Below are 21,618 nucleotides of genomic sequence, written 5' to 3' on the forward strand. Positions count from 1 at the left end.
AGTAAATTTTAGGGGCCCCGAATGAAGTTATCACGCATCAGCCTGGCGATATTGCCGCTGTTAAGTCTGTGTTCTGTACAAGCGGCAGTGTACAGCGTTGTTGAGATTGGTGAAGTCAGCGAAGTAAAGTCCACGTATGCTGCGGCAATAAATGATGCCGGCAGTGTGGTTGTTAATGGTGCTTTAAGTACTAATACATCGGGCAATGGTAATGGTTTAGGGGCATTTAATTTCCCGTTAGATCTTGATGCGATAGATTTTGAAAGCGCCGCTGTGACTGCATTACTATCGGATCAGCAGTTGGCTGATGCGATAAACGGCAATATTGATGCTACTGTGCTGAATATTTTGTTGCGTTTGAACCCTGCTGGTCAGCCCATCGGCTCTGCGCTGAGTTATATTGGTGGCACGGACGGTATATTACAAAATATGCCGCTACGCGATGTTGCACTGCAGCGGCGTAACAGCGAATACCTGTACGATATTAATAATGCCGGCATTGCGGTGGGTACAGCCAGTACAACGTTTAATTTACAAAGTTTTACGCCAGAACCAACAGACACGACGCCAGAACCTGAAGAGCGAAATGTGTGGGTGCCTGAGCTGTCTTATCAATTGGGCGTGGTGCTACAAGATAATCAGGTAACCACTATTCCTGCACCTTACCAACAACTGGGTGGTGGTTTTACTGTAGTTAGAGCTATTAGCGATAGCGGCTGGATTGCCGGTTATGGCAGTATTGATTTGGTCGATGAAGCTGTTGCCTCCCTAGAAGGAAATTGCGATGGTGATAGTCAGCCGGAGAGTCTCTGTTATTACAGCTATCACACCAACAGTACGACAATACCTGGTGCCTACAACCAGCTGCTAAATTCATTTGGTTATACGCAAAGGGGCTTATTATGGCAACTGAATGGCAGTGAAGTTTCTACGCCAAAAATTTTAAGCTTTTTAGGTGATAAAAGTAGTCAGGCAGTTCATAACAGAGAAGGTTTTAAAGCAATTAACTATTATAGCCGCGCTTTGGACGTAAATAACTCAGGTGTTGCGGTGGGCGTGTCATTATACAGCGACTCAGACAGGGTTGCAGTTACCAGAGATCAGATATATCGCACTGAGCATGCAACGTTATTTGTTGACGACGAAGCGCTGCCAATTATTGATGTTGCTGAATGGATTAGCAGTAGAGCTATTGCAATTAACAACAATGATATTGTGGTTGGCTACGCGAGTAAAACAATTAATTCGCAAACCCGCAGCAAGTTTTTTTACCACGATTACAGTTCTGCGCAAACCGTATTTCCGCAAGACCTGTTTACCAGCTCAACTTCTATGCCGAACGCCATAAATGATCTTGATCAAGTAGTGGGTAGCGCAGAGGTAATGTTGGCCGGTACCACTACCCGGCGTTTGCATGGCTTTATTTATGATATCGCGGCTGATAGCTTCCGTGACTTGAATAGCTTAATTGGGTGCGACCTGCCTTACACCATCGTGGATGCAAAGGATATTAACAACAACGGTGAGATTTTGGCTACTGCTCTGGTGAAACGTGAGCTGCGTGATGCGTTTGGTGATGTTGTGTTAGATGACGCTGGCAACGCTATCGAAGAAGATGTAGCAACAGGGGTGAAATTATTGCCCATAGCTAATGGCGAAGCCGAAAATTGCAGCACAGAGGAAACGTCATACGAACGTAAGGGGGGCACTTTACCCTGGAGTTTATTACTAGTGCTAAGCACTCTTTGTTTCTTTCGTTTACGGAGCTAATATTATTCAGATTGAAAGTAAGCGGCGGTTTATCCGCCGCTTACTTTTTTCAAAGTAAATGAAAACTATTTAACAAGCTCATGATTTAAAATAACCTTTCTTTGCTTAGGTGTTGAGGTATTCCAAGTGTTTGCTAGTTCAATAATTTCGTAGTAGTCACTTGACTCTATATTTTTGGCAAGGTCATTAACAATGTCATCTTTATTAAGTATTTTTGCATAAAATAGTTTTTGCATTTCGTCGAAAGCTACATTGTCAAAATTCATGTCTATATCATTCATCGCCTCTTGTGACCATGTCGAGGCTTGCATCAACCAATATCTACCGTGAGAGAACCCAGGAGGGTTAATCTTTGCTAACATAAGTTCAGCATATTGATTTCCAAGTTTCAATTCTTCTTCATATCTTAGACTAAGTTGGCCCCAATCTTTGACAGTTACTCCTTCGCACTTTGAGATATCATTATCAACCTCAGCATAATCATCACCTGTAGTTAGCCTTTCCTGAATATATTCATCGACATTTGAATTGCTTTGTACTGACCTGCAAAATTCAGTAAAAAAATATTCGGATAATTCTTTAAGATACCATTCTTTTAACGGTTCAATTGGCTCGTCAATTGTTTCCGCATCCGCAATGTTAAATGTGTCGGACTGTTCTTCTGACGGAGTTGCATTGCTGCTGCTAACTCCAGTATCTCGTTCACCTGTTTTTGCATGATAAATGGATTTACTCTCTTCTTGCCTATCGTTATTATCAGTTAAAATATATATAACTGACAATGTGATTGGAAAGAAGAGGGTGATTAACACTCTCTTCTTCATATTCATAATTCTAACTATATTTATGGGATTTGACAGGTTGGGCAAGGTCTTACATCAATAGGTCTCGGTGGGGCTGTTTCAAATATTTTTTTCAATGAGCTTGACATGTTGCCATCACTGACGGTTACAATTGCACTGTAATAGTTACCAGAAATCCCGCTCAAGCTAATTGTTTTGCCTGTTTTGTAATGCTTTCTATTATTGATATCTGTGACTTCCCATGTGTAAGATAAATAACTGTCGGCTGTGTGTTTGTCCGTAGCTGATGCAGTCAGGTTGCTTGCGTTCTTAACTATAGAATGAATTGTAGGTTTTGCATTTCTTTCTACTTTTATTTTATATAATGTTGTTGCATAACACTTTTCACCATTTATTTTAGCTGATGGCCAATCCATATTAATATTTCCGGTAAAATCGCTGCCAATGCTGCCACCAATGCTAAAAGAGTACTCTCTTGTACCACGTGACATATTGCTTAACACTTGGTAAGTTTTCGGATTATTGTCTATGGAAAAGGTCATTGGGCCAGTATTGCTATGTCCGTTTTTTCTTCCGTTAATTACATTTGGTGCCTTCTCATTTCCAAAGCTTGGGTCTGACGGGCTGATTATCCATTGCGAATACCATTTATCCAGTCTGTTTGTGCCTCTTTTACTCTGATCTTTTTGATGTAATTCATAAGGTGTGTTTGCAGATATCGTATAGGTATCTGCCTTAAAATTAATTTGTGTGGGTATAAACCAATTTTCGCTAGTCGGCATATGAGAACCTACAACACTCATAGGAACTTCACTTCGGCTTTGGCATCCTATAGGTCCGGGTAAAATGGACAGGTCTAACGATCCACGTATGACCTCAACATCATCAATATAGGAACCTCTAATTTGTCTTTGAGCGTACTTACAGCCTCGCTTGAAAATAGTATTAGTAATTGCAGCGAGACTAAACCAACTACTTGTATCATTCCACTTAACCGTCTGCCCATTGGGTTTGCATGAGTACTCAGTCAGCGGTATTTGCTCGAATGTACTCGAATGGACAGATGGTGATACCATAACGAGAATGGCTAAGTATTTAATAGTGTTATAGTTTTTCATTTATTTTTCCATTGTTAAAAAACGGTGGCATTATAGCCATAAATAATTTTATGTAAATAATTTATTTTGTTTTTTACTGTGCATGCTCATTTTTTGCTTTTAAGTTTTAGAAAGTTAATTTTTCTGAGTGATATATGCGGGGTCATTTTTATAATAATTAGGTATAAATAAATCTGTCATCAAATCTTAAACAAGTTCAGTTTGTTAGCCGTTGTCAAGTAATTAATCTGCTGTATTCAAATTGAACCTTTGAGCAGTCCGGGCTATCTATTAACAGGTAGCCGCAGGATATGTTGTGGTTATTTTTATCACATAAAAGTTGAGGAAGACCGCCGTATGAAAAGACAAAAACGTGATCGTCTGGAACGTGCTCATGCTCAAGGTTATCGTGCCGGTGTTACCGGACGGTCAAAAGAAATTTGCCCTTATCAAGGTTTAGATACGCGCTCACAATGGTTAGGAGGCTGGCGCGAGGCCATCGAAGATCGCAATGTTGGATTATTTAACAAAGGCCAATAGTTTTCTGTACATCTTTTAACGCATTAAAAAAGCCCCGGCAAGAGTATTCTGCGGGGCTTTTGTCATTGTAGTGCAATTACATCAGAAGCTGGATGTATCCTGAAATAAACCAACTTTTAAATCTTCTGCTGCATAAATGTCGCGGCCATCCACACTGACAACACCATCAGCAATACCCATAAACAGTTTACGTTTAATCACGCGCTTCATATTGATGGTATAAGTAACTTTTTTTGCCGTTGGCAGAATTTGACCGGTAAACTTAACCTCGCCCACGCCCAGGGCGCGGCCTTTACCCGGGCCTTCACACCAACCTAAAAAGAAGCCGACTAATTGCCACATCGCGTCCAGGCCTAAACAGCCGGGCATTACCGGGTCGCCTTTAAAATGACAGGCGAAAAACCAGAGATCCGGCGTAATATCCAGCTCAGCGATAATTTGGCCTTTACCGTATAAGCCGCCTTCTTCTGAAATGTGGATTATGCGGTCCATCATTAACATATTGTCAGATGGTAGTTGGCTGTTGCCTTCACCAAATAATTCGCCGTTAGCACAAGCGATTAAATCTTCTTTTGTAAAGCTATTCTTAGTCATGTATGTTTAATCCAGTGAAAATACCGGGCCACTTTAGCGAACACTTGTACGCCAGACAAGTCCGATTTGTATAAAGCCTGATATTTACCTGCAAACCGGCCTTCCGGTTAAGTGTATGACAGTATGATTGCCAAAGAGTGACATCATGACCAATTCCAGTGGAAAAGCGCTGACCAACGCTGAAAAACAACAACGCTATCGCGAGCGGCAAAAACAATCCGGTAAAAAAGAGCTGCGCGGCTATCTGACGCCCGAGGCGTTAAGCTGTTATGAAGAGATCCAGAAAAAAACCGAATGGAGCGACAGTATCTTACTCAGTAATGCTATCCGTTTAATGTATGCCGCGCATAAATGTGGCCAGGTGGGGATTTTAAACAGTTGGTTAACCGAGCATAAGCGCTGAACACCTGCGCTGCAGGTGTTGTCGTCGCGGGTAAAGCGTTATAATGCCGTTAGTATATGCCTGAGTAACCAGAGAGCTGTAAATGATTTTGTTCGTCCGGGATTTAACCGTTATTGATTTTTCCTACCTGTGCGCCAAGCGCGGTATGTTAGGTGAAAGCTATATTGTTGACGTAGAGCTGCTCGGCGGCCTGGATCAAACGTCAATGGTGTTGGATTTTTCAAAAGTTAAAAAGGTAATTAAGCAGGCTATTGATCAGCTGGTGGATCACAAATTGGCTATACCGGCTTTATCTGCAGCATTAACATCAGATACCAGCGGTGATCTGCAGCGTTTAAGCTTCCAATCGGCGCGGGGGCACATCAAGATGGCCGCACCGCAACAAGCCATTGTGGCTATTGCGGCAGAGCAAATAAATGAACACAGTGTAACGGAATTTTTGCAGCAGCAAATTACCCCCTTACTGCCGGATAATGTGCAACAGCTGGTGTTGACGCTACGCCCCGAAACCAGCAACGGCTTTTACTATCATTACAGCCATGGTTTAAAGAAACATGACGGTAATTGCCAACGTATTGCGCATGGTCACCGCTCCACTATTCAGATCTACAGCGACGGTATGTTATCGCCGCGATTAAACAAATATTGGTGCGAACGCTGGCAGGATATTTATCTGGGTACGGCAGAGGATCTATGCACCCCAGCAGATTTACAGCATCTGAGCGCTAATGACGGCGACTACTGCTTTCGCTATCAGGCGGCGCAGGGCTGGTTTGAATTGACGATGCCTGCGGCACACTGCGAAATTGTCGACTGTGATACCACAGTTGAATGTTTGGCTGATTATATTGCAATACAGCTTAAGCAAACAGACAGCACTAAACAGTATAAGGTTGTGGCATATGAAGGTGTGGGTAAAGGCGCTATCGCTGTTAGCTAGTGTCAGTTTTACGCTGCTGGCTGAGCCGGCGCTGCAGTTGGAAGGGCAGTTGACTCAGGGCAGTTTATTGCGCGGCAAAGCGCCTGTTGGTAGTCAGGTATTTTTTAACGATATTGAATTGCCGGTAAGCAGCGACGGGCGTTTTGTGTTTGGTATTGGCCGCGATGCGCCGCTTGAGCATCAGCTGACATGGCAACTTGACGGCAAACAGCATATAACGCCGCTGAGTTTTACTGTGCGACAATACGACATTCAGCATGTTAACGGCGTAGCGCAAAAATATGTCACACCGCCGGCAGAAGTAACAGAACGTATCCATCGCGATAATCAGCAAGTACGGGCAGTGCGGCAAACGGTATCCGGCCTCAACTATATTTTTGATACCCCGGTAATGCCGGCGAAAGGGCGCATATCCGGTGTTTATGGCAGCCAACGGGTATTTAACGGCGAGCCACGCAATCCGCACTATGGCCTTGATGTTGCCGCGCCCGTTGGGGCTGCGGTAATAGCGCCACTTGGTGGCACAGTGCTGCTGGCGGAAGACTTATACTATTCCGGCCTGACCCTGATAGTGGACCACGGCTTTGGTATCAGCTCTACCTTTATGCATCTGAGTAAATTTGATGTCGCTGTGGGGGATGCCATAACGCAGGGCCGGAAGATTGCCGAAATAGGCGCTACCGGTCGCGTTACCGGCCCGCATTTAGATTGGCGTATTAACTGGCAGCAGGAACGGCTGGATCCGGCCCTGCTGCCGGGTTTGCTGATGCCTGAATAAAAGCGTTAATCCTGCTCAGTGCGCCACAACCAGTTGTCACACTTAGCTTGCCCGGCCACAGTAAGTACAGCAACCTGTTGCAGCGCGCTATTTAACGTTAAATTGCTTTGCAGTAAGCGATCTTTACGATAAAAATGCAGAGTTAAGCTGCTGCCGTGACGGTAGCGTTTTAACAGCTGTGGCAGGCTGCTTTGGGTGATTTTACGCCCATCCAGCGCCAGCAGCTGATCGCCGGTCATTAAACCGGCCTGATGAGCGTTGCCATCACAATAAACCTGTGTCAGTTGCAGCAGACCATTCACCAGCTTGGTTTGGGCGCCGATAAACGGCAAGGTGTCGGTTGAAACGCCACCGAAATCATCAGCATGTTGCATTGGCCGCAGCGTAAGCTCCAGCCCCAATGCCGGTATCCATTGTGCTAAAGGTAAACTTGCCGCCTGGTTTAGCCAGCTGTCGGTTAAGGTGGCAAGTTCTGTAAACCCCATCTGGTTCAGCACTGTTTGCAGCGCATTATCCGGCGTACCGCTTGGCAGGTACTGCTGCCATAACCGGCGCACCACGTCGTCCAGTGAGCTGTTGTGGTCGCGCAGCCAGGCATCGAGGCACAGTGCCAGTAAAGCCCCTTTGGCGTAGTAACTTACTACTGCATTAACGGCGTTTTCATCCTGCTTATAAAACTTGGTCCAAGCAGTAAAACTGCTGTCTGTCAGGCTTTGCTGCGTATCGCTTGGGTTACGCGTGACTCTGGATATGGTTTTTTCCAGTGTTTTAACATAGCTTTGGCTGTCAATTAAGCCGGCGCGAACCAATGCCAGGTCATCATAATAGGAAGTAAAGCCTTCATATAACCACAGCTGCGGAGTGTATTGCTCTGCTGTCAGCTGATACTGCGTGAAGCAAGCCGGTTTTAACCGCTTAACCCACCAGGTGTGAAAATATTCATGGCTGCAAAGTGCCAGCAGGTTTTGATAGTTATCATCAATTTCTGCAGCGTAGGGCGCAGGTAAGTCAAAACGGCTGCACAATAACAGCGTGGAGTTAAGATGCTCCAGGCCGCCGTAACCGTCTTCTGTTACCCAGAGTAAAAACCAGTAACTGGTTAAATCGGCCGGCAAACTGCCAAAAGTTTTTATTTGTTGCCGGCAGATTTTCTCTACATCGCGGCTAAAACGTGGCAAGTCGGTTAAATTATCACCTGTGACCAGCAGGTAGTGCTCAATACCATCAATGCTGAACTGTGCCAGCTGAAAATGGCCCGCCAATACCGGGCTGTCTATCAGCAGCTGATAGTTTGCCGCCTGATATTCACCAAAGCCAAGAAAATCAGTACCTTCTGCTCTTGCTAGCGCGCTGGCCAGTCGCCAGTTCTTGGTTACGCGTGACTTGGGTTTGCTGATATGCAGCCGATGCGGCAGTTGCTCTAACGCACTGACACTCAGGCACAGGCTGGCAGGGTTCAGCACAGCAACTTCATCGTCAATATAGGCTGCCCGCACCGAAATATCATAGGCATACACCTGGTAGGTTACCGTTACGGTGCGCCCTGTGCAGTGCAATTGCCAGCGCTGTTTGTCCAGCTGTTGCAGCCTTAGCGGGCCGCTTGTGTCGGCGGCACTGATACTGACAATATTGCGGGCGAAGTCGCGGATCATATAACTGCCCGGGATCCATGCCGGCAGCAACAATTCATGGATGTTACTTACCGGCTTAAAACTTAACTTCACCGTCAGTAAATGTGCGGCTATATCGCTTATCTCAAGCTGGTACTTCACAAATTTCATAGTTTTACTCTTTGCCTGTCGTGCTGTGGCGTATTAAGCTGGCTATTATGCCGCTAAAACCAATGAAGGAAAACGATATGGCAGTAGAAACGGTATTCAGTAAAATTATCCGCCGCGAAGCCAATGCCGATATTTTATATCAGGATGAGTTGGTAACGGCATTTCGCGATATCCGTCCCAGGGCGCCGGTGCATATTTTATTGGTGCCAAATCAGTTGATCCCGACAGTAAATGACGTAGAGCCGCATCACGAAGCGGCACTGGGGCGCTTGTTCAGTGTGGCGCGTAAGCTGGCAGCAGAGCACGGTATTGCTGATAAAGGTTATCGCTTGATTATGAATTGTAACGCCCACGGCGGTCAGGAGGTGTACCATATCCATCTGCATTTGGTCGGTGGCAGGGCACTGGGCCCTATGTTAAGCCGTTAAGCAAACAAAGAACTAAACTGCAGCGTCCGGCGCTGAACAGCTATTTCTGTGCGATACTGTTGCAATTGCAGACAAGTCTTATAGAATCCGCGTCCTGATGCCTTCCCAGCAGAGTACAACTATGAACAATGACGCCCTTATTGCCAAACGGATGGAACATGCGGTTACCCGGGTAACCAAAACGGTATTTCCCGGCCGGACCAATCATCACAATACGTTATTCGGTGGCGAAGCACTGGCGTGGATGGATGAAGCGGCTTTTATTGCTGCCACCCGTTTTTGTCGCAAACCGCTGGTAACTGTCAGCTCAGACCGGGTCGATTTTAAAGAGTCTATTCCGGCCGGCACTATTATTGAACTGGTCGCCAAAGTAGAGCATGTCGGTCGCACCAGTATACGTGTGCATGTCGACATTTTTGTTGAACATATGTACAACGATGATCAGCACAAAGCCATCTCCGGCAGTTTTACTTTTGTCGCTCTGGGTCCGGATCGTAAGCCGACACCGGTACTGGGTTAAGCGCGGGTGCCGCCAACTGTGGCTGACTGCTTTTACACAGCGAATGTAATGCGATCAATACGGGGCCAAACACGCTCAGTGAGCAGGGCAGTTGTGTCTTATTTGGTTATAATCGGGCCATTGTCCGGCCATAGCGCAGGTTTTATTGGTGTATAAGTTACTTGAAGATCGTACCAGGCAGTTTTGGATACTGCATACTCTGGGCTGGTTAGGTTTTGCCATTGTTAATTATCTCGGGTCTTTAGTGCAGGAAACCCGTGATGCCTATTTAATAGTGATTGCACTGGACTCCTACATCGGTTGGTTAATCACCATACCGCTGCGTTATGCCTATCAGAAAGTGTGGCATTGGATCCCGTGGAAAATGGTGCTGACGATCTTATTACTGGCATTCGCGGTAGCGGCAATTTGGACCGCCGTGCGTAACTTTAACTACTGGGAAATATATCGTCATGGCGCAAGGCCGGATGATTGGTTAAAGTATGTGCGCGATACGCCGGTTGCCTTTTATGTCATCTTAAGCTGGAGCGGGTTATATTTTGGCATTAAGTACTATCAAACCCTGCAACTGGAAAAACAAAAATCTTTAACCGCCACCAACAAAGCCCACGAGGCCCAGCTGAAAATGCTGCGGTATCAGCTTAATCCGCACTTTTTATTTAATACCTTAAACGCTATTTCTACCCTGGTATTAATCAACGAAGCTGACACCGCCAATAAAATGGTAACAAGGCTTAGTGACTTTTTGCGCTATTCGTTGTACAAAGATCCTATTAACAAAGTTGCGCTGGAGCAGGAGATATACGCCGCCCGGTTATACCTTGAAATTGAGCGGGTACGGTTTTCTGAACGATTGTCGATAGTATTTGATATTGAGCCAGGTACAGAACACGCGCTGGTGCCCAGCCTGATACTGCAACCGCTGATAGAAAATGCCATAAAGTATGCGGTGGCCAGCCAGATAAACGGTGGTGAAATAGCCATTACGGCGAAAAAATTTGGTCACGATTTGTTGCTGGAAGTGGCAGACAATGGCCCGGGCATGACTATCGATGATGGCTTGCCGAAAAGTAATGATAGTGGCGTAGGTCTGGTGAATACCAAAGAGCGGTTGGCGGCGCTGTATGATAATGATTTCGCGTTGGTATTGACGCACAACCAACCGCGTGGTGTAAAAGTAAATATAAGAATTCCATTACAACTAGAAAAAACGGAACAGGAACATGCTTAAGGTAATAGTAGTTGACGACGAGCCTCTGGCCCGTAAGGGTATGTTGGTAAGATTAAAAGAATTTTCTGAGCTCGATGTTGTCGCTGAATGCAGCAATGGCCAGCAAGCGATAGAGAGCATCAGCCAGCATAAACCTGACCTGGTGTTTTTGGATGTGGAAATGCCGGGCATGGACGGCTTTAGCGTATTAAAACAATTGCAGGCGCAGCAGCAAACGCTGCCGTATATTGTGTTTGTTACCGCCTATGATCACTATGCATTTAATGCTTTTGAAGTCAGTGCGCTGGACTACGTACTGAAGCCGGTAGAACCCGAACGCTTACGACAAGCAGTCGAAAAAGTGCTGAAATTGTATCAGGCGCAGGATACGCAAAAACACAAAGGTCAGTTAGCAGAAGCTGTCGCTAAGCTTACCGGTGATGAAGCCGGTAATATTTTGCAACGGCTGGACAATGCCGAACCGGTGGTAAACGATCGCTTTCCGGATGCAATCAGCATTAAAGACAGCGGCGAGATTACCCGGGTTCCGGTATCGGCTATCGAGTGGGTTGATGCCGCCGGCGACTACATGTGTATTCATACCCGCGACGGCCAAACCCATATACTGCGCCGTACCATGAAAGAGCTGGAGCAGGAGTTAGATCCGCGGCTGTTTGTCCGGGTACACCGTTCGGCCATCGTTAACGTGCATACCATTGCCAAGCTGCAAATGCTGGCGAACGGCGAGCACCAGCTAATGTTAACCAACGGTCAGTCGGTAAAAGTCAGCCGCAGTTACAAAGACCGTGTAAAGCAGGTGTTCAGTAACTGATACTGCGTTTAGTCGCTGGCAATCTGTTGTTGCCAGCGCACTAAATAGGGATCAATCTGCTTTTTGCGCTCACCGGTTTGGGCCAGCGGATATAACGCCGCTTGTTGATTTACTTCTCCTGCCATCATCAGATGGGCACCGTTAACCAATTGCTCTACTGCATAGGCCGCCAATTTTGTAGCCAGAATGCGGTCGGCACCTACCGGCGAGCCGCCGCGTTGAATATGGCCCAATATACAGGCGCGGCACTCTATACCCAAAGCTGTGCTTAGCGCTTCTGCCAGCGCCGTGGTGCCGCCCGGGTAACTGTTTTCGGCCACCACTATAATGTAACTGCTTTTACCGCGCAGCAGCTGCGCATGCTGAATGGGTTTGATCAACGCTTTTAACTCATTGGCTTGCAAAGTGCCGAACTCAGGGCAGATAATTTGCTCGGCGCCGGCGGCTATGCCGGCAGAAAGTGCAATATAGCCGGAATGGCGGCCCATTAACTCCACCAGAAAAATACGTTCAAACGCATCAGCGGTATCACGTATTTTATCTATCGCATCCAGCGCGGTATCAATAGCAGTAGCAAAACCGATAGTAAAATCGGTGCCGTCAACATCATTATCGATGGTACCCGGCACACCGATGATTTGGCCGCGGTAATGCTGGGCAATGGCCAGAGCGCCACGAAAACTGCCGTCGCCGCCAATAATCAGCAGTGCATCCAATTGCAACCGATGCAGCGCTTCTGCCGCCTGGCGTGCGCCGGCATCGGTATGCAGTGCTTTGCAGCGGGCACTTTTTAACACAGTACCGCCATGCTGAATGATATGCTGCACATGCTGTGGTAACAGCGTTTGCTGATCATCCTCCAGCAGGCCGTTAAAGCCGTGGCGAAAGCCGATAACATCGATATTGTGCGCCGCAGCTGTTAATACCGCGGCGCGGATAGCGGCGTTCATACCGGGGGCGTCACCACCGGAGGTTAATATCCCCATGCGCTTTATCATACTGCTGCTGTCTCATCTGTTCAGTTCAAAACTGTGTTCAGTATAGAAGCTGATAGCCCTGCCGGTATTTGATGTAGCGCAAGCAGGAGTAAATTAGTCGCAACGCGAACAATATAAGGCGACAAGCCTGTGGTAAATAAGCGAAAATGCCGTTTTGTGCCACAGCTGTGTTATATCGGGATCCTGCCATGCATCAAATTACGGGTAAAAGCTTGTCGGGCTTACTGTTAGCCTTAACCACAGCAGTGCTGTGGGGCATGCTGCCGATAGCACTGAAACTACTGCTGGATGTGATAACGGCCAATACAATCACCGCTATTCGCTTTGTGGCCGCTGCCGTTATGGTAGGCATATGGCTGGGGATGCGCGGTAAGCTGCCGGCGCTTGCCGTACTGCTAAATCGTAAAGCTGGCTGGCTGATGCTGATTGCTGTGGCGGGCTTGCTGTCAAACTACATTATGTACCTCAGCGGTTTAAACTATCTGACCGCAGAAACCGGCCAGGTTGTGATACAACTGGCGCCGTTTTTAATGATGCTCGGCGGTGTGATCATTTTTAAAGAGCGCTTACTGCTGTGGCAAAAAGCCGGCGCGATTATGCTGGTGGCAGGGTTGCTGTTATTCTTTAATGAACGTTTGCTGGTATTAGTACTGCAAGCCGGCAGTGAAACCCTCGGCGTGTTGTTAGTCATTGCCGCCGGCGTTACGTGGGCTGCCTATGCACTGGCACAAAAGCAGTTGTTGGTGCACTACAGTTCAAAGCAAATTATGTACTTACTCTACTTTGCCGGTAGCATCGCTTTTCTGCCGTTAGCAGATTTCTCCCCGCTGCAGAGCATGAGTCAGCTTCATTGGGCTTTGCTGGTATTTTGCTGCTTAAATACCGTGGTAGCTTATGGTGCTTTCGCCGAAGCGCTGCATCACTGGGAAGCGTCAAAGGTCAGTGCGGTACTGGCAGTAACACCATTGTTTACCATCTTATTTGCTAATGTGATTGGTTGGCTGTTACCGGATTTTTTAGTGCCGCAGCAACTTAATCTGTGGTCATGGCTGGGGGCGGTTTTTGTTGTGTTAGGATCAGCACTTACCGCGCTGGCACCGCAATTTGTTGAGTATCGCGCAGCACGAAAAGTACGCAAGCTGCAGCGCGACGTGTTCTGAGCCAAAAGTACATCAGGTAAAGAGTACAACAAGTAAAAAGGGCCCTTAACCGGGCCCTTTATCTATGCGTTGTTATGCGTTGTGTATCTGCTGCTTATTTAACCTGCACGATTCTGCAGGTGTTAGACGCACCGATAGTTTCCATTACATCGCCGTGCGTCATAATGACCAGGTCGCCGCTTTTCAGCCCGGCTTTAACCTTAATAGCGTCAATTGCCGCATCAGCCAGTGATTGACCAACAAGGGCAGTACTGTCAAAAAATGCCGGGTACACGCCGCGATACAGCGCCATTTTGTTAAGCGTTTTGCTGTGGCGTGACAGCGCATAAATAGGCTGCGGTGAGGTAATACGTGACATCAACTTGGCAGTATAGCCTGACTCTGTCAGCGTAATAATGGCTTTAATGCCTTCCAGGTGGTTGGCTGCGTACATCGCCGATAACGCGATGGTTTCGCTTATTTCGGTAAAGGTAACATCCATCCGGTGTTTGGAAATTTGTACGCTGGGATGTTTTTCGGCGCCATCACATACACGGGCCATAGCCCGCACGGTTTCGGTCGGGTATTTACCCGCTGCCGTTTCCGCCGACAGCATAACGGCATCGGTGCCATCCAGTACCGCGTTAGCCACATCCATCACTTCTGCGCGGGTTGGCATCGGGCTTTCAATCATGCTTTCCATCATCTGGGTCGCCGTGATCACTACACGGTTTAACTGACGCGAGCGGGCAATTATGCGCTTTTGCTGGCCAACCAATTCAGCATCGCCAATTTCTACGCCTAAATCGCCACGGGCAACCATTACCGCATCTGAAGCGCGAATAATATCATCCAGTGTCGCGTCATCGGCCACAGCTTCAGCACGTTCAATCTTGGCCATAATGCGGGCTTCAGAGCCGGCAGCCTGCGCCAGTTCACGGGCTAAACGTAAATCATCGCCACAGCGCGGGAATGATACGGCTAAAAAGTCGACATCAATTTCAGCGGCAGTAATAATGTCACGCTTGTCTTTTTCGGTCAGGGCAGGGGCTGTTAAACCACCACCCTGGCGATTAATGCCTTTATTGTTGCTCAGCTTGCCGCCGACAGTAACAGTAGTATAAACACGGGCACCTTCTACGCGATCAACACTCAGCTGAATACGGCCATCGTCCAGCAGCAATAAATCGCCGGGCTCTACGTCCTGCGGCAGTTGCTTATAATCAATACCAACCTGGTGCTCATCACCTTCGCCTTTGGCTAATTCGGCATCCAGTACATAAGGTTGGCCTTCTTCTAATTGTACCGCGCCGTTTTTAAAGGTAGACACACGGATTTTCGGGCCCTGTAAATCGCCGAGTATTGCAACATGAGCCCCCAGTTTATCTGCGGCAGCTCGCACCATAGCGGCACGCTCGCGGTGATCATCAGCACTGCCATGCGAGAAATTTAACCGAAATACCGACGCGCCGGCCTGGATCAACTTTTCAATTGAAACTTGCGTACTGGTAGCCGGGCCGAGGGTGGCGACAATTTTAGTTCTTCTGTGCATGGTCTTTTCCTGCTGATAACAAAGAGGGAGTCTTACATGCATTTAAGTGTAATGTAATTTTATTACAGAATACAGCAAGGCGGCGAAGAAAAATTACAGGTTGGTGCAGTTGCTGCTACAACTGCCACCGTGATCAGTTGTTGAAGTCTTTCTTGTCGAAGCGTGAACCGCGCAAGCTGTCTTTGACTTTTTTCAGGTTTTCGCGAAATTTAGTGCCGCGGCGTAACGTAAAACCGGTGGCCAGTATATCAATCAGCACCAATTGCGCCACGCGGGAGGCCATTGGCATATACATATCGGTATCTTCCGGTACATCCAGTGACAATACCAGGGTACATTCTTTGGCCAACGGGCTGTCATAAGCCGTAACGCCGATAACTGTCGCATCGTTTTCCCGTGCAATGGCGGCGATATCACACAAATTCTTGGTGCGGCCGGTGTGGCTGATACATACCACCACATCGCCTTCAGCACTGTTAATAGCGCTCATGCGCTGCATAACAATGTCATCAAAACACACCACAGGTACATTAAAACGGAAAAACTTATTTTGCGCATCATGTGCCACTGAGGCTGAAGCACCAAGGCCAAAAAAAGAAATTTTCTTTGCTTGAGTCAATACATCGACAGCGCGATTAATAGTATTAATATCAACGCGTTGTCTGGCGGTATCCAACGCTGCCATCGTTGACTCAAAAATCTTTGCCGTATACGCTTCCGGGCCGTCTTCTTCTTCCACATGCCGGTTTACATAAGGCGTACCGTTTGCCAGGCTTTGTGCTAAATGCAGCTTAAAGTCAGGAAAGCCTTTGGTATCCAGTCTGCGGCAGAAGCGGTTAACGGTGGGTTCGCTGACATCGGCCATTTTTGCCAGTGCCGCTATACTACTGTGGATAGTGGTCTGCGGATTGGCCAGGATCACATCGGCAACTTTACGTTCCGACTTGCTAAAGCTATTGACGCTATTGACGATTTTTTCCAGCACATTCATCCGGCAATTCCTGACTTATAATTAGGCCTGATACAGCCTGTAACGCTTAGTGTTATACAACGGTTTATGCAACGCTGCTGCCATCAAAATAGTATTAAATTTACCACAAAACGACAGATCCGTTGCTAAGGCTGCCTTATTATATAAGAATAGTCAAAACATTACGCGTTATGTAATTTAATTACAAGATATCTGGTTTACAACCCCGTTATGCTGCGCTAGTATGGCCAAAGTGTTGTAAAATTACATCTAAATCAAGGGTCAGTTATGACGACAACAGCACAAAATTCCGCCTGCGACTTAATTCTGTTTGGTACCAAAGGCGACCTGGCAAGGCGTAAGCTTTTGCCCGCCATGTACCAGCTGGAAAAAGCAGATTTACTCTGTCCGCAGTCACGTATTATTGGTGTTGCCCGCGATGAAATGAGCACTGAAGCCTATGTTGAGCTGGTGCTGACCAATTTAAATAAGTTTTTAAAAGAACCGCTGGATAACGCGGTATGGCAACGCCTGCAAAGCAAGCTGGTGTATGTGCAGCTGGACTTAGCTAACGAGCAGGATTATCACAAGTTAACCGCCGTTACTGATATCAGCCAACGCGTACCGGTAAGCTATTTTGCCACGCCGCCATCGCTGTTTGGCGCTATTTGTAAAGGCCTGGCCGCGGCCGGGCTGGCGCAGGACCCTGCAAGGGTGGTGCTGGAAAAGCCTATTGGCCACGATTTAGCGTCGTCTAAAGTTATTAATGATCAGGTGGCGGAGTTTTTTAAAGAAAGCCAGATCTACCGGATTGACCATTACCTGGGTAAAGAAACCGTGCTTAACCTGTTGGCGCTGCGCTTTGCTAACGCCATTTTCGCCGGTAACTGGGATCATAACTCAATTGATCATGTGCAAATTACCGTAGCCGAGGAAGTCGGTGTAGAAGGCCGCTGGAGTTATTACGACGATGCCGGCCAAATGCGCGATATGGTGCAAAACCATTTGCTGCAGGTGTTAACCTTAATTGCCATGGAGCCGCCGGCCAGACTGGATGCCGACAGTATTCGGGATGAAAAGTTAAAAGTGCTTAAAGCACTGCGCCGTATTGATATCAGTAATATTCAGGAAAAAACCGTACGTGGCCAATACGCCAGTGGTTTTGTTGCCGGTAAGGCAGCACCGGGCTATCTGGAAGAAGAGGGTGCCCGGCCTAACAGCAAAACCGAAACCTTTGTGGCTATTAAAGTTGATATCGACAACTGGCGCTGGGCCGGGGTACCGTTTTACCTGCGTACCGGTAAGCGGATGGCGGGTAAGCTCAGCGAAGTGGTTATTTGCTTTAAACCGCAGCCGCACAATATCTTCCACGCTACTTATAACCAATTGCCGGCGAACAAACTGATTATTCGCCTGCAACCGGATGAAGGCGTGGAAATTCAGGTATTGAATAAAATTCCGGGCCTGGGCGAGCATATGCGCCTGCAGGAAAGCAAACTGGATTTAAGCTTCGATGAAACCTTTAAATCACAACGCATTGCCGATGCTTACGAGCGTTTGTTGTTGGAAGCTATGCTGGGGAACCAATACTTGTTTGTACGACGTGATGAAGTTGAGCACGCGTGGAGCTGGGTAGACGGCATTCTGAACGCATGGAAAACCAGCAATGAGCCACCGAAAACCTATCAGGCCGGCAGTTGGGGCCCCGTAGCCGCGATTTCGATGCTGGCACGTGACGAGCGCAACTGGGAAGAATAAGCCATGATGCAACTGAATCAATTCGCCGACACAGCGGCATTAAACACCGATTTTGCTAAACGGCTGGTCGCCATTTTGCAGCAGGCCATCAACGAGCGTGGCGCCGCTTATTTGGTGGTGTCCGGTGGTAAAACGCCGCAAGCCTTGTTTACCGCATTAAGTCAGGTCGATTTAGCCTGGGATAAAGTGACCGTGTTGCTGGCAGATGATCGCTGGCTGGACGATACGCAAAGCGATTCCAATGAACGGCTGGTAAAAGCTGTGTTATTGCAAAATAACGCTAAAGCAGCAAAGTTTATCAGCTTGTACGCCGATACGGCATCTGCCTTTGATGGCGTAGCACAAGTATTGCAGCGTATTGCCGCTTTGCCGACCTTTGATGCAGTGATCCTCGGCATGGGTGAAGACGGCCACACCGCGTCGTTATTTCCCTGCAGCGAACAAATTCAAGCCGGGTTGGCAGCCGATGCCCCGGCTGTGCTGGCGGTAAAGCCAACAACCGCGCCTTACGAGCGTATGTCATTAAGCCTGCCCAGGTTACTCGACAGCCGGCATCTGTTTTTGCATCTGGTGGGCGCCAATAAACTCGCGGTACTGAACAAGGCCATGGCTGAGCAAGATGTGCCTGCCATGCCAATCCGTGCCTTTTTACACCATCCTGTGGCGCAAGTTGCAGTGATGTATACCGAACATCAGGGGTAAATCATGGATCCTGTGATTCAGAAAGTAACCGACAGAATTATCGCCCGCAGCCAACGCAGCCGCGATATCTATTTGCAGCGTTTAGAACAGGCCCGGTTAAAAGGGCCACATCGCGGCGTATTAAGCTGCGGCAATCTGGCGCATGGTTTTGCCGCCTGTAATCAACAGGACAAAGGCGATTTACGCAGCCTGACCAAAGCCAATATCGGCATAGTGTCATCTTACAATGACATGTTGTCGGCGCATCAGCCCTATGAGCATTACCCGGCCATTATTAAGCAAGCGGTACAAGAGGTAGGTAGCGTAGCGCAATTTGCCGGTGGTGTACCGGCGATGTGTGATGGCGTTACACAAGGCCAGCCGGGTATGGAGCTGAGCTTGCTCAGCCGCGATATTATTGCCATGTCGGCAGCCGTTGGTTTGTCGCACAATATGTTTGACGGCGGGTTAATGCTGGGCATTTGCGACAAAATTGTGCCCGGTTTATTTATGGCCGCGTTAAGTTTTGGCCACTTACCCTTTGTATTTGTACCGGCCGGGCCTATGCCATCCGGTATTCCGAACAAAGAAAAAGCCCGGGTACGCCAGCTGTATGCCGAAGGTAAAGTAGGCAAGGAAGAGCTGTTGGCAGCAGAGTCAGCATCTTATCACTCTGCCGGTACCTGTACGTTTTACGGCACGGCCAACTCTAACCAGTTAGTGGTCGAAATTATGGGCCTGCATTTACCCGGCTCATCTTTTGTTAACCCGGGCACAGAGCTGCGTGATGAGCTGACTAAAGCCGCTGCGCGTCAGGTTACGCGTTTAACGGATTTAGGTACTGATTATCTGCCGGTAGGTAAGTTAGTCGATGCTAAAGCTATCGTTAACGGTATTGTTGGCCTGCTTGCTACCGGCGGCTCTACTAACCACACCATGCACTTAATTGCCATGGCGCGCTCAGCCGGCTTTATTGTTAACTGGGACGACTTTGCTGAATTATCTGCTGCCACACCGCTGTTGACGCGGATTTACCCGAACGGTCAGGCTGATATTAACCACTTCCAACATGCCGGCGGTATGGCTCTGCTTATTCGTGAGCTGCTGGATGCCGGTTTATTGCATGAAGATGTACAAACTGTAGCAGGGCCGGGTTTACGCCGCTATACGCAGCAGCCGGTAATGCAGGATGGCAAACTGGTGTGGGTTGATGCACCGCAAAGCTCATTGGACCTTGATGTACTGGCTACAGTGAAAAAGCCGTTTAAAGATCACGGTGGTTTGGAAGTGCTGTCCGGCAATGTCGGCCGCGGTGTAATTAAAACCTCTGCGCTGCGTGAAGGCACTGAAGTGGTAAAAGCCCCGGCCGTGGTGTTTTCCAGCCAGCATGAGCTGGATGCCGCCTTTAAAGCCGGCGAACTGAATAAAGATTGTATTGTAGTAGTACGCTTCCAGGGGCCCAAAGCCTGTGGTATGCCGGAGCTGCATAAGTTAACACCACCGCTGGGTGTGCTGCAGGACCGCGGTTTTAAAGTAGCATTGGTAACCGACGGACGTATGTCCGGCGCTTCGGGCAAAGTGCCTGCAGCCATCCATGTTACGCCCGAAGCTATTGATGGCGGTAATATCGCTAAGATAAAAACCGGCGATATGATGTTGGTCGATGGCAACACCGGCCGGTTGGAAGTGCTGGTATCTGATGCCGAAATGGCCGCCCGTGAGGTTGCTACACAGGATATGGCCGGTAGCTATTACGGCATGGGCCGCGAAATGTTTGGTGCGCTGCGCAGCCAGTTAACCGGTGCAGAGCAGGGCGCCTGTAGCCTATTTACTACTGAGGAGCATTTGCATGGCTAAGTTGCCTACCCATGCCATAGTTGCCGATATTGGTGGTACCAACGCCCGTTTCAGCCGTGTTGATTTAGCCAGTTTAGCGCTGGATCAGGTTGCGGTTTATCCTTGTGCAGAATTTGCCACCCTGGCCGATGCGCTTACGCATTACCGGCAACAGCATCAACTTAACGCTGTTAAACACGTTGCTATTGCTATTGCCTGTCCGGTAAATGGCGATGAAGTCAGCATGACTAATTTTCACTGGCAATTCTCGGTGCGTGCTATGCAGCAGCAACTGGTGTTAGATGCGCTGCAGGTGATTAATGATTTTACTGCTGTGGCTATGTGCTTACCGGCACTAACTGCGACAGAAAAGGTGCAGCTTGGCGGCGGCGACGTACAGCCTGGCAAGCCGATGGCTGTATTAGGTGCCGGCACCGGTTTGGGTGTGGCGCACTTGTTGCCGGTAAATGACAGTTATATTCCGTTACCCGGTGAAGGTGGCCATATTGATTGGGCCGCACAAAACGAACAGGAATGGTTTATTCAGCAGATGCTGGCTAAAGAATACGGCCATGTTTCACCGGAGCGCCTGTTGTCCGGCCCCGGGCTTGAAGCCATTTATAAGGCATTGGCGTTATATCGTCGCCAGGTGGCAGAGCCGTTATCAGCAGCAGATATCGCGCAACAAGCCTTAAGTGGCGAATCGGCACTGGCTACGGCGACCGTGCAACAGTTTTTTGCTGCGTTGGGCAGTGTGGCAGGCAACTTAGCGCTGACATTAAGCACCTTTGGTGGTGTTTATGTTGCCGGCGGTATAGCACCGAAATTATTACCTCTGGCTGGCCAAAGCGAGTTCAGAGCGCGTTTTGAAGCAAAAGGCCGGTTTAGCGCATTTAATCGCCGGATCGCCACCTATGTCGTTACTGCAGAGCAGCCGGGTTTAGTGGGTGCGGCAGTTTACCTGAAACAATTTTTGGCGAGTAATTAA

The 21,618-nt window shown here is 48.1% G+C and carries 21 protein-coding genes; 14 read left to right on the plus strand and 7 right to left on the minus strand.

Annotation, left to right across the window (positions count from 1 at the left end; all coding sequences use genetic code 11):
• Nucleotides 1–21 precede the first annotated feature (21 nt).
• On the plus strand, nucleotides 22–1,770 hold the full coding sequence (locus HRH59_RS11160) for a DUF3466 family protein (protein ID WP_173501340.1): 1,749 nt from the start codon (nucleotides 22–24) through the stop codon (nucleotides 1,768–1,770).
• A 65-nt stretch (nucleotides 1,771–1,835) separates the two neighbouring features.
• On the opposite strand, the gene HRH59_RS11165 is transcribed toward HRH59_RS11160, so the two are convergent.
• Together HRH59_RS11165 and HRH59_RS11170 are read right to left on the minus strand one after the other, a co-directional pair.
• Nucleotides 1,836–2,600, minus strand: coding sequence for a hypothetical protein (locus HRH59_RS11165; RefSeq protein WP_173501341.1), 765 nt, complete (start codon nucleotides 2,598–2,600; stop codon nucleotides 1,836–1,838).
• A gap of 14 nt (nucleotides 2,601–2,614) precedes the next feature.
• Nucleotides 2,615–3,691 (minus strand): hypothetical protein, encoded by a 1,077-nt coding sequence (locus HRH59_RS11170; protein ID WP_173501342.1) that lies wholly within the window; start codon nucleotides 3,689–3,691, stop codon nucleotides 2,615–2,617.
• 336 nt (nucleotides 3,692–4,027) lie between these two features.
• Between HRH59_RS11170 and rmf the strand changes: the two genes are divergently transcribed.
• Nucleotides 4,028–4,210, plus strand: coding sequence for a ribosome modulation factor (rmf, locus tag HRH59_RS11175; RefSeq protein ID WP_068238104.1), 183 nt, complete (start codon nucleotides 4,028–4,030; stop codon nucleotides 4,208–4,210).
• A gap of 81 nt (nucleotides 4,211–4,291) precedes the next feature.
• On the opposite strand, the gene fabA is transcribed toward rmf, so the two are convergent.
• A complete protein-coding gene (gene fabA / locus HRH59_RS11180; protein ID WP_173501343.1) occupies nucleotides 4,292–4,804 on the minus strand; it encodes a bifunctional 3-hydroxydecanoyl-ACP dehydratase/trans-2-decenoyl-ACP isomerase in 513 nt (170 codons plus the stop codon).
• 145 nt (nucleotides 4,805–4,949) lie between these two features.
• Between fabA and HRH59_RS11185 the strand changes: the two genes are divergently transcribed.
• From HRH59_RS11185 to HRH59_RS11195, 3 genes are all read left to right on the plus strand, one after another.
• A complete protein-coding gene (locus tag HRH59_RS11185; protein WP_173501344.1) occupies nucleotides 4,950–5,207 on the plus strand; it encodes a hypothetical protein in 258 nt (85 codons plus the stop codon).
• Between the two features lie 82 nt (nucleotides 5,208–5,289).
• A complete protein-coding gene (locus tag HRH59_RS11190; RefSeq protein WP_173501345.1) occupies nucleotides 5,290–6,147 on the plus strand; it encodes a 6-carboxytetrahydropterin synthase in 858 nt (285 codons plus the stop codon).
• A complete protein-coding gene (locus HRH59_RS11195) occupies nucleotides 6,110–6,925 on the plus strand; it encodes a M23 family metallopeptidase (RefSeq protein ID WP_173501346.1) in 816 nt (271 codons plus the stop codon). Before HRH59_RS11190 ends, HRH59_RS11195 begins: the two co-directional genes overlap by 38 nt.
• 5 nt (nucleotides 6,926–6,930) lie before the next feature.
• Here the strand turns inward: HRH59_RS11195 and HRH59_RS11200 are convergent, their stop codons facing one another.
• Nucleotides 6,931–8,706: a M61 family metallopeptidase gene (locus tag HRH59_RS11200; RefSeq protein WP_173501347.1), complete on the minus strand. Its 1,776-nt coding sequence runs from the start codon at nucleotides 8,704–8,706 to the stop codon at nucleotides 6,931–6,933.
• Nucleotides 8,707–8,783: 77 nt separating this feature from the next.
• On the opposite strand from HRH59_RS11200, the gene HRH59_RS11205 reads away from it, so the two are divergent.
• The 4 genes from HRH59_RS11205 to HRH59_RS11220 all read left to right on the plus strand — a co-directional run bounded on the left by HRH59_RS11205 (nucleotide 8,784) and on the right by HRH59_RS11220 (nucleotide 11,696).
• Entirely contained in the window at nucleotides 8,784–9,134 is a 351-nt protein-coding gene (locus HRH59_RS11205; protein WP_173501348.1) for an HIT domain-containing protein, read from the plus strand.
• Between the two features lie 121 nt (nucleotides 9,135–9,255).
• Nucleotides 9,256–9,654: an acyl-CoA thioesterase gene (locus HRH59_RS11210; protein ID WP_173501349.1), complete on the plus strand. Its 399-nt coding sequence runs from the start codon at nucleotides 9,256–9,258 to the stop codon at nucleotides 9,652–9,654.
• 148 nt (nucleotides 9,655–9,802) lie between these two features.
• Nucleotides 9,803–10,885: a sensor histidine kinase gene (locus HRH59_RS11215; protein WP_173501350.1), complete on the plus strand. Its 1,083-nt coding sequence runs from the start codon at nucleotides 9,803–9,805 to the stop codon at nucleotides 10,883–10,885.
• The gene (locus HRH59_RS11220; protein ID WP_173501351.1) at nucleotides 10,878–11,696 is read left to right on the plus strand and encodes a LytR/AlgR family response regulator transcription factor; all 819 of its coding nucleotides are present in this window, start codon (nucleotides 10,878–10,880) and stop codon (nucleotides 11,694–11,696) included. Before HRH59_RS11215 ends, HRH59_RS11220 begins: the two co-directional genes overlap by 8 nt.
• Before the next feature lie 8 nt (nucleotides 11,697–11,704).
• Here HRH59_RS11220 and HRH59_RS11225 read toward each other — a convergent pair whose 3' ends face one another.
• Nucleotides 11,705–12,694 (minus strand): 6-phosphofructokinase, encoded by a 990-nt coding sequence (locus HRH59_RS11225; RefSeq protein ID WP_173501352.1) that lies wholly within the window; start codon nucleotides 12,692–12,694, stop codon nucleotides 11,705–11,707.
• Nucleotides 12,695–12,882: 188 nt separating this feature from the next.
• On the opposite strand from HRH59_RS11225, the gene HRH59_RS11230 reads away from it, so the two are divergent.
• Complete coding sequence (locus tag HRH59_RS11230; protein ID WP_173501353.1) at nucleotides 12,883–13,854, plus strand: DMT family transporter; 972 nt, start codon at nucleotides 12,883–12,885, stop codon at nucleotides 13,852–13,854.
• Between the two features lie 94 nt (nucleotides 13,855–13,948).
• Here HRH59_RS11230 and pyk read toward each other — a convergent pair whose 3' ends face one another.
• Nucleotides 13,949–15,385 (minus strand): pyruvate kinase, encoded by a 1,437-nt coding sequence (gene pyk, locus HRH59_RS11235; protein ID WP_173501354.1) that lies wholly within the window; start codon nucleotides 15,383–15,385, stop codon nucleotides 13,949–13,951.
• Nucleotides 15,386–15,518: 133 nt separating this feature from the next.
• Complete coding sequence (locus HRH59_RS11240) at nucleotides 15,519–16,376, minus strand: MurR/RpiR family transcriptional regulator (protein WP_173501355.1); 858 nt, start codon at nucleotides 16,374–16,376, stop codon at nucleotides 15,519–15,521.
• A 267-nt stretch (nucleotides 16,377–16,643) separates the two neighbouring features.
• Between HRH59_RS11240 and zwf the strand changes: the two genes are divergently transcribed.
• Genes zwf through HRH59_RS11260 form a run of 4 tightly spaced genes read left to right on the plus strand, consistent with a single transcriptional unit; the run spans nucleotide 16,644 to nucleotide 21,618 of the window.
• Nucleotides 16,644–18,113 carry a glucose-6-phosphate dehydrogenase gene (zwf, locus tag HRH59_RS11245; RefSeq protein WP_173501356.1) on the plus strand — a complete coding sequence of 490 codons (1,470 nt, stop codon included), beginning with the start codon at nucleotides 16,644–16,646 and terminating at the stop codon, nucleotides 18,111–18,113.
• A 3-nt stretch (nucleotides 18,114–18,116) separates the two neighbouring features.
• Entirely contained in the window at nucleotides 18,117–18,815 is a 699-nt protein-coding gene (gene pgl / locus HRH59_RS11250; RefSeq protein ID WP_218573502.1) for a 6-phosphogluconolactonase, read from the plus strand.
• 3 nt (nucleotides 18,816–18,818) lie between these two features.
• Nucleotides 18,819–20,651 (plus strand): phosphogluconate dehydratase, encoded by a 1,833-nt coding sequence (gene edd / locus HRH59_RS11255; RefSeq protein WP_173501357.1) that lies wholly within the window; start codon nucleotides 18,819–18,821, stop codon nucleotides 20,649–20,651.
• On the plus strand, nucleotides 20,644–21,618 hold the full coding sequence (locus HRH59_RS11260; RefSeq protein WP_173501358.1) for a glucokinase: 975 nt from the start codon (nucleotides 20,644–20,646) through the stop codon (nucleotides 21,616–21,618). Before edd ends, HRH59_RS11260 begins: the two co-directional genes overlap by 8 nt.

This window comes from Rheinheimera lutimaris, assembly GCF_013283795.1.
In the GTDB taxonomy this organism is placed as follows: Bacteria; Pseudomonadota; Gammaproteobacteria; order Enterobacterales; family Alteromonadaceae; genus Alishewanella; species Alishewanella lutimaris.